General features: G+C 72.6%; 17 protein-coding genes and 1 riboswitch. Of the genes, 9 read left to right on the top strand and 8 right to left on the bottom strand.

What is annotated here, in order from left to right:
- Window positions 1-84: 84 nt before the first annotated feature.
- Complete coding sequence (locus DEI98_RS12530) at window positions 85-894, top strand: GAF domain-containing protein (protein WP_111100902.1); 810 nt, start codon at window positions 85-87, stop codon at window positions 892-894.
- Between the two features lie 41 nt (window positions 895-935).
- Window positions 936-1,121: a hypothetical protein gene (locus tag DEI98_RS12525; protein WP_111093138.1), complete on the top strand. Its 186-nt coding sequence runs from the start codon at window positions 936-938 to the stop codon at window positions 1,119-1,121.
- 102 nt (window positions 1,122-1,223) lie between these two features.
- Here DEI98_RS12525 and DEI98_RS12520 read toward each other — a convergent pair whose 3' ends face one another.
- Both DEI98_RS12520 and DEI98_RS12515 read right to left on the bottom strand, forming a co-directional pair.
- The gene (locus tag DEI98_RS12520; RefSeq protein ID WP_111100901.1) at window positions 1,224-2,255 is read right to left on the bottom strand and encodes an NADPH:quinone reductase; all 1,032 of its coding nucleotides are present in this window, start codon (window positions 2,253-2,255) and stop codon (window positions 1,224-1,226) included.
- A gap of 50 nt (window positions 2,256-2,305) precedes the next feature.
- The gene (locus DEI98_RS12515; RefSeq protein WP_111047399.1) at window positions 2,306-2,668 is read right to left on the bottom strand and encodes a helix-turn-helix domain-containing protein; all 363 of its coding nucleotides are present in this window, start codon (window positions 2,666-2,668) and stop codon (window positions 2,306-2,308) included.
- A 108-nt stretch (window positions 2,669-2,776) separates the two neighbouring features.
- Between DEI98_RS12515 and DEI98_RS12510 the strand changes: the two genes are divergently transcribed.
- A complete protein-coding gene (locus DEI98_RS12510) occupies window positions 2,777-3,424 on the top strand; it encodes an NAD(P)-dependent oxidoreductase (protein ID WP_111047413.1) in 648 nt (215 codons plus the stop codon).
- Between the two features lie 177 nt (window positions 3,425-3,601).
- Here DEI98_RS12510 and DEI98_RS12505 read toward each other — a convergent pair whose 3' ends face one another.
- Window positions 3,602-4,924 (bottom strand): MFS transporter, encoded by a 1,323-nt coding sequence (locus DEI98_RS12505; protein ID WP_110865086.1) that lies wholly within the window; start codon window positions 4,922-4,924, stop codon window positions 3,602-3,604.
- Between the two features lie 136 nt (window positions 4,925-5,060).
- Here DEI98_RS12505 and DEI98_RS12500 point away from each other — a divergent pair, with 136 nt between their 5' ends.
- Complete coding sequence (locus tag DEI98_RS12500) at window positions 5,061-5,918, top strand: LysR substrate-binding domain-containing protein (protein WP_017886578.1); 858 nt, start codon at window positions 5,061-5,063, stop codon at window positions 5,916-5,918.
- A gap of 169 nt (window positions 5,919-6,087) precedes the next feature.
- Here the strand turns inward: DEI98_RS12500 and DEI98_RS12495 are convergent, their stop codons facing one another.
- Window positions 6,088-7,335, bottom strand: coding sequence for a hypothetical protein (locus DEI98_RS12495; protein WP_146243513.1), 1,248 nt, complete (start codon window positions 7,333-7,335; stop codon window positions 6,088-6,090).
- A 97-nt stretch (window positions 7,336-7,432) separates the two neighbouring features.
- Here DEI98_RS12495 and DEI98_RS12490 point away from each other — a divergent pair, with 97 nt between their 5' ends.
- Window positions 7,433-8,401 carry an aldo/keto reductase gene (locus tag DEI98_RS12490; RefSeq protein ID WP_111100899.1) on the top strand — a complete coding sequence of 323 codons (969 nt, stop codon included), beginning with the start codon at window positions 7,433-7,435 and terminating at the stop codon, window positions 8,399-8,401.
- A gap of 153 nt (window positions 8,402-8,554) precedes the next feature.
- On the opposite strand, the gene DEI98_RS12485 is transcribed toward DEI98_RS12490, so the two are convergent.
- Window positions 8,555-9,190, bottom strand: coding sequence for an NADPH-dependent F420 reductase (locus tag DEI98_RS12485; RefSeq protein ID WP_111100898.1), 636 nt, complete (start codon window positions 9,188-9,190; stop codon window positions 8,555-8,557).
- A 76-nt stretch (window positions 9,191-9,266) separates the two neighbouring features.
- Between DEI98_RS12485 and DEI98_RS12480 the strand changes: the two genes are divergently transcribed.
- The 4 genes from DEI98_RS12480 (at window position 9,267) to DEI98_RS12465 (ending at window position 11,106) form a co-directional block, all read left to right on the top strand.
- Complete coding sequence (locus tag DEI98_RS12480; protein ID WP_027465216.1) at window positions 9,267-9,563, top strand: GNAT family N-acetyltransferase; 297 nt, start codon at window positions 9,267-9,269, stop codon at window positions 9,561-9,563.
- A 21-nt stretch (window positions 9,564-9,584) separates the two neighbouring features.
- On the top strand, window positions 9,585-10,046 hold the full coding sequence (locus DEI98_RS12475) for a VOC family protein (protein ID WP_071405394.1): 462 nt from the start codon (window positions 9,585-9,587) through the stop codon (window positions 10,044-10,046).
- Window positions 10,047-10,129: 83 nt separating this feature from the next.
- Window positions 10,130-10,600 carry a MarR family winged helix-turn-helix transcriptional regulator gene (locus tag DEI98_RS12470; RefSeq protein ID WP_051596672.1) on the top strand — a complete coding sequence of 157 codons (471 nt, stop codon included), beginning with the start codon at window positions 10,130-10,132 and terminating at the stop codon, window positions 10,598-10,600.
- Window positions 10,597-11,106 carry a metallophosphoesterase gene (locus DEI98_RS12465; protein ID WP_111100897.1) on the top strand — a complete coding sequence of 170 codons (510 nt, stop codon included), beginning with the start codon at window positions 10,597-10,599 and terminating at the stop codon, window positions 11,104-11,106. The genes DEI98_RS12470 and DEI98_RS12465 overlap by 4 nt, the downstream gene beginning before the upstream one ends.
- 103 nt (window positions 11,107-11,209) lie before the next feature.
- On the opposite strand, the gene DEI98_RS12460 is transcribed toward DEI98_RS12465, so the two are convergent.
- The 3 genes from DEI98_RS12460 to thiM all read right to left on the bottom strand — a co-directional run bounded on the left by DEI98_RS12460 (window position 11,210) and on the right by thiM (window position 14,420).
- Window positions 11,210-12,811: a bifunctional hydroxymethylpyrimidine kinase/phosphomethylpyrimidine kinase gene (locus DEI98_RS12460; protein WP_111100896.1), complete on the bottom strand. Its 1,602-nt coding sequence runs from the start codon at window positions 12,809-12,811 to the stop codon at window positions 11,210-11,212.
- Window positions 12,808-13,557, bottom strand: a complete 750-nt coding sequence (thiE, locus tag DEI98_RS12455; RefSeq protein WP_111100895.1) for a thiamine phosphate synthase — start codon at window positions 13,555-13,557, stop codon at window positions 12,808-12,810. The genes DEI98_RS12460 and thiE overlap by 4 nt, the downstream gene beginning before the upstream one ends.
- The gene (gene thiM, locus DEI98_RS12450) at window positions 13,554-14,420 is read right to left on the bottom strand and encodes a hydroxyethylthiazole kinase (RefSeq protein WP_181438031.1); all 867 of its coding nucleotides are present in this window, start codon (window positions 14,418-14,420) and stop codon (window positions 13,554-13,556) included. Before thiM ends, thiE begins: the two co-directional genes overlap by 4 nt.
- A riboswitch (TPP riboswitch) is annotated at window positions 14,409-14,504 on the bottom strand. (Overlaps the previous gene by 12 nt.)
- Window positions 14,505-14,627: the final 123 nt, after the last annotated feature.

Genomic DNA, 14,627 nt, shown 5'->3' with positions numbered 1-14,627 from the left:
GCCGGTGGAGGCCGGTGCGTCCTGTGGAGAACCCGCCTGTGGACAACTCCGTCCGCGTCGGTGGCGTGACCTAGCGTCGTGGTCATGGGGAACCAGCGTTCAGGACGGGTCGGCACGGTCGTGTGGCCGATCGTGGTGGCTGCTGCGCCCACCGCGGCGTTCCAGCTGCCGAACCTGTTCGTCACGCCGGCGGTCCGGCTGTCGCTCGTCGCGTTCGGGCTCGTCGTGCTCGTCGGCGCCGTGACCGTGCAGGTGGTCCGGACCCGGCGCAGCGACGCCGCCCGGTCGGTGGCCGAGGACAACGCCACCGCGGCGGAGCTCGAGCAGTCGACGGCGGTCCGGTACGCGTTCGGCCAGATCGCCACCCGGCTCGTCCGGTTCACCGAGCTGCCCCGGTCCGAGCGCCACGGCGAACTCTCGGTCGTCGCCGACCGCGTCGCCGTGGCCCTGGCGTTCTACCTGCTGCCGAAGGTGCCCGACGTCCGCGCCAACGTGTACCAGCTGTCCACCGATCTGCGGGCGCTCGAGCCGATCGGTCACGGTGGCGCCGGCGACACCGCCGGGGTCTTCCGAGCGGGCACGCCCTACGGCGACCGCAACCTCGAGTGGGTGCTGGTCGGGGGAACACCCCGGATCGTCGGTGACCGCTCGGCCGACGTGGACGTCGACCAGGACCTGCCGGGCTTCGAGCCGCGGTACACCTCGTACGTCTCGGTGGTGATCCGGTCCGACCAGTACTCGTTCGGCATGCTCACCGTCGACTCCCCGGTCCCCGACGCCTTCACCGAACTCGACGCCAAGAACATCGCGATGATGGCGTCGTTCATGGCCGTCGCGTTCTCGTTGACCTACTCGTTCCCCGAGCGCGACCGCAATCCAAGGAAAGGCCCGTGATGCTCACACGCTCTGTCGGACGCTCGACGTACGATGCCCCCATGACGACCGTGAACCCTGCTCCGCCGTCGTTCGGGCGTGCCCGGATCTCCTCGCCGAACTGGAACGACACCACCACCGACGCCGACTACGAAGACCTCGACGTCATCGCCGCCAACATCGAACGCGAGCGCGCTGCAGCCCGGCTCCGGGTCACCGCAGCGATCGCCGCGCGTCTGGGTCGCTGACCCCTCCCGCATCGTCCACGACGAACGGCTCCCACGCATGCGTGGGAGCCGTTCGTCGTCTGCGAGCCCGAGCCGGAGCCGGAGCCGGCTCCGATGTCGCAGCTACGACGCCTCGGTCGCGTCGATGAGCACCTTGCCGACCGTGTCCTGCTCGACCGCGTCGTGCGCCTGGGCGGTCTGCTCGAGCGCGAAGCGGGTGAGCGGGAGCCCGGCGTCCTCGCCGACCGGCAGCACACCGTCGTGCAGCGCCTCGGTGACGTCCTCGGCCGCCGCGGACAGCGCCTCGTCGCCGATCGTGTAGAGCAGCAGGAACTGGTAGCGGGCGTTCACGCTCATGTTCGGGCGGATCGGCAGGCTCGCCTCGTCGCCGCCGTTGTTCGCGTAGATCGACACGACACCGTGGTTCGCCAGCACGTCGGCGACCAGCGCGGCGTTCTGCGGGATCGACACCTCGACGACGATGTCGACACCGTCCGGCGCGATCGACCGGATGCGCTCGGCGGCGTCCTCCTCGCGGTAGTTCACGACGTGGTGGGCGCCGGCCGCAGTCGCCAGCGCTGCCTTCGCGTCCGAACTGATCGTCGTGATGACGGTCGCTCCGGCCCATCGGGCGAGCTGGATCGCGGCGTGCCCCACGGCTCCTGCGCCGCCGGCGACGAGCACGGTGAAGCCGTCGAGGGCTCCGGGGCCCAGGCGCGCGGGGCCGTCCTCGTGGGTGGTGAGGGCCCGGTGCGCCGTCATCGCGGGGACGCCGAGCGAGGCGCCGACGTCGAACGAGACCCCGTCGGGCAGCGGGACCACGCGGGACTCGGGGACGACGGTGTACTCCTGGGTGGTGCCGGTCGGCCGTGACGCTGCCGCCATGAACAGCCAGACGCGGTCGCCGACGGTCAGCCCGTCGACTCCGGGGCCGACGGCGTCGACGACACCGGCGCCGTCCTGGTTCGGCGTGATCTCGGGGAAGGGCAGTCCGTCGCCGTACGTGCCGCCGGCACGGGCCTTCCAATCGGTCGGGTTGACGCCGGAGACGACGACGCGGACGCGGACCTCACCGGCACCGGGCTCCGGGATCTCCCGCTCGACGAGTTCGAGGACGTTGCTGGCACCGGGCTTCGTGTAGACGATCGATCGCATGTCCCCAGGCAACCACTCGTCGCCGTCGGGGATTCCGAGTGCGGGGTCGCTCAGCGCCCGTCGTACCCCTCGCGCGCCTCGGCGACGTCGGGCATGTGCGAGGTGGCCCAGTCCTCCAGCGGCACGAGCACCGTGCGCAGCGACCGCCCGAGCTCGGTCAGCTCGTACTCCACGTGCGGCGGGATCTCGGGGAACACCGTTCGCGTCACCATGCCGTCGCGCTCGAGGGCCCGCAGCGTCTGGGTGAGCATCTTCTGCGAGACCCCCTGCACCCGGGCCGCCACCGCCGAGTACCGTGCGGGACCGTCGGCGAGGGCGCCGATCGTCAGCACGCTCCAACGGTCGCCGATGCGGTCGAGCAGCTGCCGACTGGGGCAGTCCGCCGCGTAGGGGCTGTACTCGAGTGCTGACATGGTGTCCTCCGTCACGCACCGCCAGGTGCCTACTTACTCAAAGAGAGTAACTCTTGTACGGTGACTGTCAACGTCACCGACGCCCAGCACGTCCACGAAGGGAACACCATGACCAACATCGTCGTCTTCGGAGGCACCGGCTACGCCGGCTCCGCCATCACCCACGAGGCACTCTCTCGCGGCATCACCGTCACCGCGGTCGCCCGCGACACGAGCAAGCTCGAGCCGGCCGAGGGCCTGACCCTGGCGCAGGGTGACGCGTTCGACGCCGACTTCGTGTCCGAGGTCACCAAGGGTGCCGACGTCGTCATCGTCTCGCTCCACGCCGTGCAGGCCGACGGCAGCGAGCTGAAGGACAAGTTCCAGCACTTCGTCGACGCCGCCGCTGCAGCCGGTGCGCGGCTCGGCATCGTCGGCGGTGCCGGCTCGATGCGCGTGTCCGAGGACGGCCCCCGCCTCTTCGACACCGACGGCTTCCCGGACGCCTTCAAGGGCGAGGCGAAGAGCCACGCGCAGATCCTCGACGCCCTCCGTGCGTCGGACACCGACGTCGACTGGTTCTACGTGAGCCCCGCCGCGGCCTTCGGCAGCTACAACCCGGGCGAGCGTCGCGGCACCTACCGCGCCTCGGACGAGGTCCTGCTCGCCGACGCCGAGGGCAACTCGGACATCTCCGGCGCCGACTACGCGATCGCGTTCGTCGACGAGATCGTGACCCCGGCGCACCACCAGACGCGTTTCGGCGTCGCCTACTGAGGCACTGCCCCTCGCAAGACACCGGTGTTCACGCAACGCACCGCGGGATCCCGCGGTGTCGAGCGTGAACACCGGTGCTTTGCGTACCGCCCGACGCGACCAACGGGCGGCCGGGAGGCGCGGGGCGGGGCCGCCACGGGCCTCCAGGCCGGCGGGTGGTCACCGCCAGGGCCCGCGTCAGTGCGCGACGATCGCCGGCACCGGCAGGTGGTGGCGCATCCGCACCGCCAGGTGCAGGCCGCCCCGGCGGGCGAGCACGAGCGCGATCACGGCGGCGGCAGCAGCAGGCACGCCTCCGGCGACCATCATCCCCACGTGCGCACCGAAGCGGTCGACGATCTGCCCCATCAGCGGCCCACCGATCGCCTGCCCACCGAGCAGCACGAGGACGTAGAGCGACATCACCCGGCCGCGGATCGCCACGTTCGACGACAGCTGCACGAGCGAGTTCGACGCAGTCTGGAACAGCAGCTGCGACATCCCGACAGCAACCAGCGCGACGGTGAACGGTGCGATCGCCGGGATCGACCCGGATACGACGAGCAGCACGCCCGTCCAGAACACCCCGCCGACGATGGTGCGGAGCCGGACGACGGCCCTCCGCGTCGAGAGCAGCGCGCCGACCAGGGCGCCGATCGCCACGGCAGAGTTGAACACCCCGTAGCCGCCCGCACCGACGTCGTAGACCTGTGACGCGAAGGCGGACAGCAGCACGGGCATCGTCAGTGCGAACACCGAGAAGAACGCGACGAGGATCACCGGCACGATGATCGTCGGCTTGTGCACGGCGTAGCGGAGGCCCTCCACGAGCTGGCCCTTGCCGCGGGGTGCCGGTGGTGTGCGGTGCAGTTCGGAGACCTTCAGGAACCCGAGCGTCACGACGACGGCGACGCAGGCGATCGCGTTCACGCCGAACGACCACCCCGCGCCGACCGCGACGAGCAGCGCCCCGGACAGCGCCGGACCGATCATGCCGCCCAGCTGGAACACCGACGAGTTCACGCTGATGGCGTTCCGCAGGTGCTTGTGCCCGACGATCTCGGTGACGAACACCTGCCGTGCCGGGTTGTCGATCACGGTGACCATGCCGACCAGGAACGCGATCACCCAGATGTGCCACGCCTCGACGACGCCGGCGAGCGTCAGGACGGCGAGCAGCGCGGACAGCACCGCGAAGGCCCCCTGCGTGATCATCATGAGCGCACGCTTCGAGAACCGGTCGACCAGGACGCCGCCGAGCAGCCCGAACAGCAGCATCGGCGCGAACTGACAGGCGACCGTGATGCCGACCTGCGCGACCGACCCGGTCAGCTGCAGCACGAGCCAGTCCTGCGCGATGCGCTGCATCCAGCCGGCGGTCATCGCCACCAGGTTGGTCGCCGTGAACAGCCGGAAGTTCGGCACGGACAGGGCGATGAGCGTGTGGCGCCACGGCGGTCGCGTGGCCTGGATCGGGAGCGGTTCGGTGGGCGGGGGGAGGGTCGTCGGTGACGCGCTCACGGTGCGGGGTTCTCCGGACGTCGGTGTGGATCTGGTACCCCAACGAAACTACGTGGCGCCGGCCCATTCGATACCCCTATGGTGGCTATCACTCCATTGCGATGTCGAATGACCGCGCGAACGAACGAGGTGCCCCGTGCTCGATCCGGTCCTGTTGCAGACGTTCCTGGCCGTGGCGGAGACCGGCAGCTTCACGCAGGCCGGCACCCGGCTCGGGATCAGCCAGCCGACGGTGTCGCAGCATGTCCGGCGCCTGGAGACCGCGGTGGCGCGCACCCTCGTCGCCCGGGACACCCGCGGCGTCGCCCTGACCGACAACGGGGACGCGATGGCCGGGTTCGCACGGACGATCCTCGCCGCGCACGCCACCGCCGACGCCTACTTCTCCGGCGCAGCCACCCGCGGGCGGCTGCGCTTCGGGGCGGCGGACGACCTCGCCATCACCCAGCTGCCGCGGATCCTGCGGGACTTCCGACGGCTGCACCCGCAGGTGAACCTCGAGCTCACGGTGAACCAGTCGTCACCGCTGCTCCGCCGGGTGCACGCCGGCCAGCTCGACCTGGTGTTCATCAAGCAGACGGCGGGGGAGTCCGCCGAGGGCACCCGGGTCGCCACCGACCAGATGGTGTGGATGGCGCAGGACGGCATCGCCCTGGAACCCGGCGAACCTGTCCCGCTCATCGCGTACCAGGCGCCGAGCATCAGCCGGCAGATGGCGATCGACGCCCTCGAGGCCGCCGGCCGCACCTGGCGGATCACCTGCAACACCCGCGACGTCAACGGGGTGCTCGCCGCGGTGCGCGCGGGCATCGGCGTCGCGGTGTTCCCGCACTCGCTGATCCCGGCCGACCTGGTGAAGGTGTCGCAGCGGCTCGGGCTGCCGGACCTGCCGGCGGTGGACTACGTCCTCATCGCGAACCCGACGGTGCAGCGGGAGCCGATCGACGCGCTGACGAACGCGATCCTGTCCCGCGGGGTCGTCCGCGCCGTCTGAGCGCGTGTATCGGCGGCGAGACGCCGGCGTGTTCCGGGATGGAGAGCGCGACGAGACGCCGGCGTGTTGGCTTGACGCCGCCGAGCCGTCGAGACGCCGCGACTTTCGGGGGCGTCTCGACGTCGACGCGGCGTCCTGCCGAGACGACGGCGTCTGAGCGCTCGCGGCGCTACGGGGCGAGCGTCGGGGTCGTGCCGGTGCCGGTGACGTCCGGCAGCGTCACGCCCGCGAGCGGCAGCAACGCCGCCGCGACCGCCCACAGCAGCACGACCGTGCCGACACCGCCGAGCACCGCACCGAGCAGCGCGACCGGCCGCTGCCACGTGGCCGTCCGGTCGCGCAGCGTCACGATCGAGAGCACCAGCGCGAGCAGCCCGAGCACCACGCCGACGCCGTGCACGGTCGCGGGAGCGGTGAACCACCAGGCCGCCAGACCGATCGTCGCGATCCCGGCGACGGCGCCGAGCACCGCGCCGGCGGTCGCACCGAGCGCACGGCGTGGCTCCGGCAGGGCGCCTGCGGTCACGGGCTGGTCGAGCAGTTCGGTCGGGAGGCCCGCCTCGCCCCCGCCAGCACCCTGCGGCACCGGGGTGGGTGCGACCAGGGCCGTGGTCGCCCGGGCCTTCGGGGTCGCGACGGCGGTGCCGCCGGGAGCGGCGGTGGTCGGCGCCGCGTGCAGCACGGCGTCGAACGACCCCGCGGCTGCGGGTGTGGGTGCTGCCGACCGTGCGGCGGCCTGCTGGTGGGCGAAGCGTCGGGGTGTCCGGTAGCCGATCGGGCCGACGGGCTCGGGTTCGGTGCCCTCGACGACCACGTGTTCGAGGCCGGGCACCGAGAACCGGGGCTGTCCGGCGACGGGCACCGCGGGTGCGGCGGTCGGCGGTGCCGGGGACGCCTCCGGCGAGGGGGTGGTGAGCGGTGCGACGAGTGGTGCGGCGTCCGCCGAGGCGGGTGCGGCGGCGACCGGGGAGACCGGCACCACGAGCCCGGAGGCGGGGACGACCGACGACGGCGGCACCGCGGGGGTCTCGAACGGCACGGTGTGCACGTTCGGCGACGTCGGGGCCGGGGGCAGCAGTTCCTGCTGCGGCGGGAAGTCGGGCACGGGGGCGTCGGCCTCGACCAGTGCGGCGATCGACGCGGGCTCGGACGTCGGTGCGTGCGCGGCCGGCGCATGCGCGGCGGGTGCCTGCTCAGCCGCGGCGTTCCCTGCCGGGGCGACCGTGGTCGGTGGGACCGGCGCCGCGTGGGCGGCGCGTGACGAGGCGGGGGTGGGGCGGGCCTCCCGGCCGGAGGCGTTCACGTGACCGGCGGCGGCGACCCGCTCGGGCGCGACCTCGTCGACGGGCGGCGCGGTCACCCAGGCCGGGACGGGCCGACGGGGCCGGTCCGATTCGGGCATGCGATGCGCTGCCACTGCGGCGCTCCTTCCGTCGACTGATCCATGCTCAGTTGTAGCGGCAACCGCTGTGTGGATCGCAGCCCCAGTTCGGGGTCGCCGGTACGTTCGGGTGATGACCGGAATCGAACACCGTCCCCTGGGCCCCTCGGGGCTCGTCGTCTCCACCGTCGGCCTCGGCTGCAACAACTTCGGGCGGCGGGGAACCGCGTCCGAGTCGCAGGAGGGCACCGACGCCGTCGTCGCCGCGGCCCTGGACGCGGGGGTGACGCTCTTCGACACCGCGGACATCTACGGCGGCGTGCCGGGCATGTCCGAGGAGATGCTCGGACGCTCGATCCGTGGCCGACGTGACGAGATCGTCCTCGCCACGAAGTTCGGCATGGACATGCAGGGCGCGAACGGGCCGGACTGGGGCGTCCGCGGGTCCCGCCGGTACGTGCGGCTCGCGGTCGAGTCGTCGCTCCGCCGCCTCGGCACGGACTGGATCGACCTGTACCAGCTGCACCGGCCCGACGAGGTGACGCCGATCGAGGAGACTCTCTCGGTCCTCGACGACCTGGTCCGCGAGGGCAAGATCCGGTACGTCGGCCACTCGAACTTCGCGGGGTGGCAGATCGCCGAGGCCGAACTCACGGCGTCGATCGCCGGGACCACCGCGTTCGTGTCCGCGCAGAACGAGTACAGCCCGCTCGCCCGGGACGCCGAGGCCGAGGTCCTGCCGGCGGTGCGGGCGTACGCGCTCGGGTTCCTGCCGTTCTTCCCGCTCTACAACGGGCTGCTCACCGGCAAGTACACGAAGGCGGGCGGTCCGGCCGACGGGCGGCTGACGACCTCGAAGCCGCAGGTGCTCGAGGATGCCCCGTGGGACGTGCTCGACGACTACCAGCGGTTCTGCGAAGACCGGGGTGTGACGATGCTGCAGGCGACGTTCGCGTGGCTCCTGGCGCAGCCGGGGCTGTCGAGCGTCATCGCGGGGGCGACGAAGCCGGAGCAGATCACGCAGAACGTCGAGGCGGGCACGACGTGGACGCCGACCGAGGACGACATCGCCGACATGACGACGATCTTCGACCGGGCCTGAGCGGGCTTTCGCGCCGGGTCGGCTCGTTTCGCGCCCGGTTGTTTCGCGCTGAGCGACAGGTCACGGGCAGCGGAGCCCGTGGGGTGTCGCTCAGCGCGAAACGGCGTCGGCGGCGCGGTACAGCGGCGGTGCGGCGCCGCGCGGCGCTGCGGACTAGCGCGTCGCGGCGGCCAGGGCGTCGCGCAGCTCGGCGGCGGTCATCCGCGGGCCGTAGCCGGGGGTGTCCCGCTGGATGCGCCAGCCCTCGGTGAGCGGTCCGGCGTCGACGACGTCGAAGCCGAACGCGTCGATGAGCTCGGTGACGGTCTGCTTGGCGGAGTCGTCGTCGCCGGCGATGACCAGGGCACGACGGTCGGGGGTGCCGGCGGGCGTCGCGTGGCCGGTCAGGTCGTCGGCGCCGATGTGGTTGAACGCCTTCACGACACGGGCGCCGGGCAGGTGGTCCTGCAGCATCTCGGCCGTGGTCGTGGACTGGTCGTCGAGGGCGGCGATGTGGCCGTCGCGCTCCCAGTAGTAGTTGTTCGTGTCGATGACGACCTTGCCGACGAGGGGCTCGACGGGGATGGTCTCGATCGCGGCGAGTGGCACCGTCACGACGACGATCTCGCCCGCTGCGGCTGCCTCGTCGCGGGTCGCGGCGCGTGCGCCGTCGCCGAGTTCCGTGACCAGGTCGGTCAGGGTCTCCGGGCCGCGGGAGTTCGCGATGACGACCTGGTGGCCGTTCCGTACCGCGAGTCGCGCGAGCTGGGATCCGATGTTGCCGGCGCCGATGATTCCGATGGTTGTCATGGTGTCCCTGCAACGCTGCCCGCCGTCGTGCATTCCCCGGGAGGCGCGAACGCCCCGCCGGGAGCATGATGGCGGCATGGACCACGAGTTCCGCGACGAGACCGACCAGGACCGCTACGCGATGTACGTCGGCGGCGAGCTCGTGAGCGTGCTCGACTACCGGGTGAACGGTGACGCGGTTGCCTTCCCGCACACGTACACGGTCCCGAAGCACCGCGGCCACGGCTACGCGGCGCAACTCGTCGAGTACGCCGTCGCCGACGTCGAGTCGTCGACCACGAAGCGCATCGTCCCGATGTGCTGGTTCGTCGGCAAGTGGTTCGACGAACACCCCGAGAAAGCCGACCTGCTCAGCCGCAGCGCCGCGGACTGAGCACCGAACGAAGGGGCTCCCGTGCCCACCATCACCCCGTTCCTCTGGTACGACGACCAGGCCGAACAAGCGGCCGAGTACTACGTCGGACTGTTCCCCGACAGTCACGTCGACAGCGTGAGCCGGATGCCCGACGGCCGTGCGCTCGTCGTCGAGTTCACGTTGCTCGGTGCCCCGTACCGCGCGATGAACGGCGGCCCCGGGCACCCGCACACCGACGCCGTCTCGTTCCAGATCGACGTGGACACGCAGGACGAGCTCGACCGGCTGTGGGACGCCCTGCTCGCTGACGGCGGGAGCCCGACGGCGTGCGGGTGGTTGACCGACCGCTGGGGTCTGGCGTGGCAGGTGACCCCGTCGATGCTGGGGGAGCTGATGAGCGGATCGGGTGATCCGGAGGCCAACGCCCGCGTGTTCGAGGCCATGATGCAGATGGTCAAGTTGGACATCCCCGCACTGCAGGCTGCCGCGGCCGGTCGCTGACCCCACTCTCCGCGGACCCGCCGGTAGTGTGACCGGACCAGAAGACCGCCGGCCGGCGCCGGCACAGACAGGCTGGAGCCACCATGGACCACCCGAGTTCGAGGGTCCGCAACAGCGACATCAGCCGGGCGTACACGGAGCTCGCCCGCATCACCCGTCGGGCGAGCATCCGTGCCCGCGGCTCCGACCAGGTGTTGAGCGTCGTCGACCAGTCCCTCGTCGACTTCGTCGTCCAGCACCCGGGCTGCATGGCCATCGACATCGCCCGCTACCTGCGCCTGAACCGTTCGACGATCTCGCGGCAGCTGTCCGGGCTCCTCGCGACCGGACTGGTGCGGACGACCGACGGCGGCAGCGGCAACGCGAAGCCGCTCGAGGCGACCGACGCCGGCCGCGCAGCGCTCGAGCGGTCGGTGCAGCTACACCGGGACGCGCTCGACGAACGGCTCGCCGACTGGTCGGACGACGACATCGCACTGCTCGCCGGGCTGCTGGAGCGCCTCGGCGCCTCGGACGAGGCCGGGCTCCCGATGCCGGCACCCACCGAGTCGTGACGACGTCGTTCGTCCTGCTGTCCGACACGCACCTGCCGAAGCGCGCGAAGGACCTGCCGCCCGGACTGTGGCACGACGTCGACGCGGCCGACCTCGTGGTGCACGCGGGGGACTGGGTCGACCTGGCCACCCTCGACGCCGTGCAGGCGCGGTCCCGCCGGTTCGAGGGCGTGCGGGGCAACAACGACGGTCCGGAGTTCGACGACCGGCTGCCGCTCGTCGCCCGGTTCGGTGTCGAGGACCTGCGCTTCGCCCTGGTGCACGAGACCGGGGCGTCGACCGGTCGGGAGCGGCGGATGGACGCCGAGTACCCGGACACCGACGTGCTCGTCTTCGGCCACTCGCACATCCCGTGGGACACCGTGGCGCCGTCGGGGATGCGCCTGCTGAACCCCGGTTCGCCGACCGACCGCCGTCGCCAGCCCGACCACACGTGGATGCGCGGCACGGTCAACGGCACCGACCTGTCCGTCGAACTGGTGCGGCTGCCCCCGGTCGCCCGCTAGCCCCGGTCGCCGGCCTGTGTCGGCGCGCCCCGTTCCCGAAAGCGACAGATCCCCGCGGAACTTCTCCGGACATCTGTCGCTTTCGCGGGGTGTTCGACGGCCGTCAGTGCAGCAGTGTCGCTTCGGCGGCACCGACCGCGTCGCCCGCAGCCGCGGCGGCACCGACCGCACCGCCCGCCGTGACCGCGTCGCCCGCAGCCGCGGTGGCCCCGGCACCAGCAGCCCCTGCCGTCGGCATCCGGAAGAACGCGAGCTCCCACTCCGCCGAACGCCGGAACGCCCGCGCCATCCGCCCCCGCTCGTCGGGTGTCGCCGCACGGGCTGCCTCCTCGACGAGCCGGGTCGCCTCGGCGCTCGACGCCGCGAACCCCGGGTCACCGTACGCCGTGATCCAGTCCGCGAAGGCGTGCCCGTCCGGCGCGACCCCGAGCTGCGACCCGACCCAGGCGTAGACCCGGAAGCAGGGCAGCACCGCGGCGGCGAGCACCGCACGGGAGCCGGAGTCGGCGGCTTGCTGTAGGTGCGCGAGGTACCCGGCGCACGTGGGGTGCACGGGATCGTCGGCGTGCGAGCCGGCCAGCCGACGGTGGTGCAGGTCACGGGCCTCGTCGGCACACCCCTGCGCAGCCGCCGCCCAGAACGCAGCAGCATCGCCAGCAGTACCAGCATCCGAACCGGCACCGGGCGCACCGACCCCGAGTGCCGCCAGGTGCCGCTCGTACGCCCGCAGGTAGTGGACGTCCTGCGCCAGGTAGCCCGCGAACACCTCCGGCTCGAGGGTCCCGTCCCGGAGCCCCACCAGGAACGCACAGTCGATCGTCTCCTGCAGCACCGATGCCGCATCCGCCCACCACACGTCCGTGTACGACAGCGCCGGCAGGGCTGTCCGCGCCTGCGCCCCGTGGTCGACCGGGCCGTTGCCGCTCCCGACCGACAGTGCGTCGGCCCCGCGCAGCGCCGCCGTCAGCCACTCCTTCGCCACGCCGACCGCGAGTTCCCAGTCGCCGTGCCGCGCGGCGAGCGTCGCGATCGCACTGGAGAGCGAGCACCCGGTGCCGTGCGTGTTCGTCGTCGTGACCCGGGGACCGGTGAACACCCGCACGGTGCCGTCCGGTGCCACGAGCACGTCGTCCGAGGTCGGCCCCTCGTCGTGCCCGCCCTTCGCCAGCACCAGGACGTCCCAGCGCGCCGCCACCGCACGCGCCGCCGCCAGCGACGAAGCCGACGCCGACGCACCACGACCGGGCACACCGGACCCGGCCAGTTCCGCCAGCACCACGAGCTCGGCCCCGTTCGGCGTCACCAGGTCGGCGAGCCCGAACAGCGCACCCATCGCCGAGGCTGCGTCCTCGTCGAGCAGCCGGTCCCCGCTCGTCGCCACCATCACCGGGTCGACGACGACCACCGGCGGCCGGTGCTCCCGCAGCCAGTCCGTCACGACCCGCACGACGTCGGCGGTGCCGAGCATCCCGATCTTCACCGCGTCGACCACGACGTCGTCCGACACCGCGTCGAGCTGTTCCCGCAGGAACCCGACGTCCGGCACGTGCACCGACCGCACCCCGTGCGTGTTCTGCGCGACGAGCGCCGTCACGACCCCCATCCCGTACCCGTCGTGCGCGGCGATCGCCTTGAGGTCCGCCTGCATCCCGGCCCCGCCCGTCGGGTCGGTCCCGGCGATGGTCAGCACCCGTGGGACGCTCATGCGTCCGCCCCGTGGTGCGTGGCGTCGGCCTGGAGGGACGGATCGCCAGCATCTGACGGCCTCGCCTCCGTCCCGTGGCCGGGTCCAGGGCCCCACGCGGCCACGTACGCCGCCGCCGCGGATCCGGGGTCGGCTGCGGCGCAGATGCCCGACACGATCGCGACGCCCGCGGCACCGGCAGCCCGGAGCGGCGCGACGTCGTCGAGGGTCACCCCACCGATCGCCACGCACGGCACGTCGGTCGCGGCGGCCAGCCGGGCGAACCCGTCGTGGCCGAGCGCCGGCGGGTGGTCCGCCTTCGTCGCGGTGGGGTGCACGACCCCGACGCCGAGCAGGTCCACGGTGCCGCGGGGGAGTCGCTCGACGGCAGCCAGGTGCGCGAGCGTGTTCGCGGTGAGGCCGACGTGGGCGTCCGCGCCGAGCAGGGCACGGGCAGCGGTGACGGGGACGTCGGACTGGCCGAGGTGCACGCCCGCCACCCGGTGTCCCGCGTGCCGTGCGGCGAGGGCGACGTCGAGCCGGTCGTCGACCACCACCGTCGCACGGTCCCCGACGGCGCCGGCGACCGCGGCGGTCAGGGCGAGCAGGTCACGCGCCGAGGCGTCCTTGTCCCGCACCTGCACGATCCGGACCCCGGCGTGCACGGCGGCACGGACGACCCCGAGCACCCCGATGCCGTGCCGGTCGGCCAGAGCGCCGTCGGTCACCAGGTAGACGCCGAACCCCGCAGACTGCAGCCCGCTCATGCCGACACCGCCCGGGCATCGACCACCGGAGTCGTCTCGACCGTGATCCGGGCCTCGCGGACGAGGTCCTCCGGGGTCAGCGACGCGAGCCGGTCGAGGAACAGCGGCTGGAAGGTCCCCGGCCCACCGGCATCCCGCGCCGCGAGCTCCGCGGCGATCGTGTGCACGGCGGTGGCGGCGACGGCAGCGGCACCCGCGTCCTCCGGCGCGACCGACGTGAACGCGGCGACGACCGCGCCGAGCGCACACCCGCCACCGGTGATCCGCGTCAGCAGGTCGGTCCCGTTCGCGACCCGGACCACACCGATGCCGGGCGCGACCAGCAGGTCGACCGCACCCGACACGGCCACCGCAGCCACGAGCCTCCCGTCCGAAGCAGCGACGGACGCAACCCGGGCGTCCTCCGTGCCCACCGTGCTGTCGACACCGCGGCCACCGGCCGAATCACCGAGCAGGGCGAGTACCTCGGAGGCGTTGCCCCGCAGCACCGTCGGGTGCAACGCGAGCAGGTCGCGCGCCAGGGCGGTCCGCACCGGCAGCGAGCCGACCGCCACCGGATCGAGGACCCACGGGGTCCCCGCGTCACGGGCGGCGTGCACGGCCTCGAGCGCGGCGACCCGCGGTTCGGCGTGCGGAGTGCCGGTGTTCACCAGCAGGGCATCGGCGACGCGGGCGAACGGCCCCGCCTCGGTCGGCACATCGACCATCGCGGGCGAGGCCCCGAGTGCGAGCAGCACGTTCGCCGTGACGTTCTGCACGACGGTGTTCGTGATGCACTGCACCAGCGGCGCCCGGGCACGCACGGCCTCGAGCAGTTCGGCGGTTCGGTGGGCCCAGGCAGGGGAGGGCGCAGCGGTTTCCATGGACGATCCCTTCGCGAGTACGAGCTCGAGCAGGTTCGACGGGTGTGATCTCAGCCGCTGGATGCGGCACCCCGTGTCTCGAGCGACACCGTACACGACGCCCGGTGACCACTTCGAGGCCCGCTCCGGGCACCGTGTGCCAGGGTTGGACCGTGCCAGACGCAACGCCCCCCGGGCCCCCACCCGGCCCCCGCGACCCCGGTGACG

It is taken from the genome of Curtobacterium sp. MCLR17_034, assembly GCF_003234485.1.
GTDB classification, from domain to species: Bacteria; Actinomycetota; Actinomycetes; order Actinomycetales; family Microbacteriaceae; genus Curtobacterium; species Curtobacterium flaccumfaciens.
The sequence above is the reverse complement of the archived record's forward strand: the minus strand, read 5'-3'. Positions and strand labels throughout refer to the sequence as shown.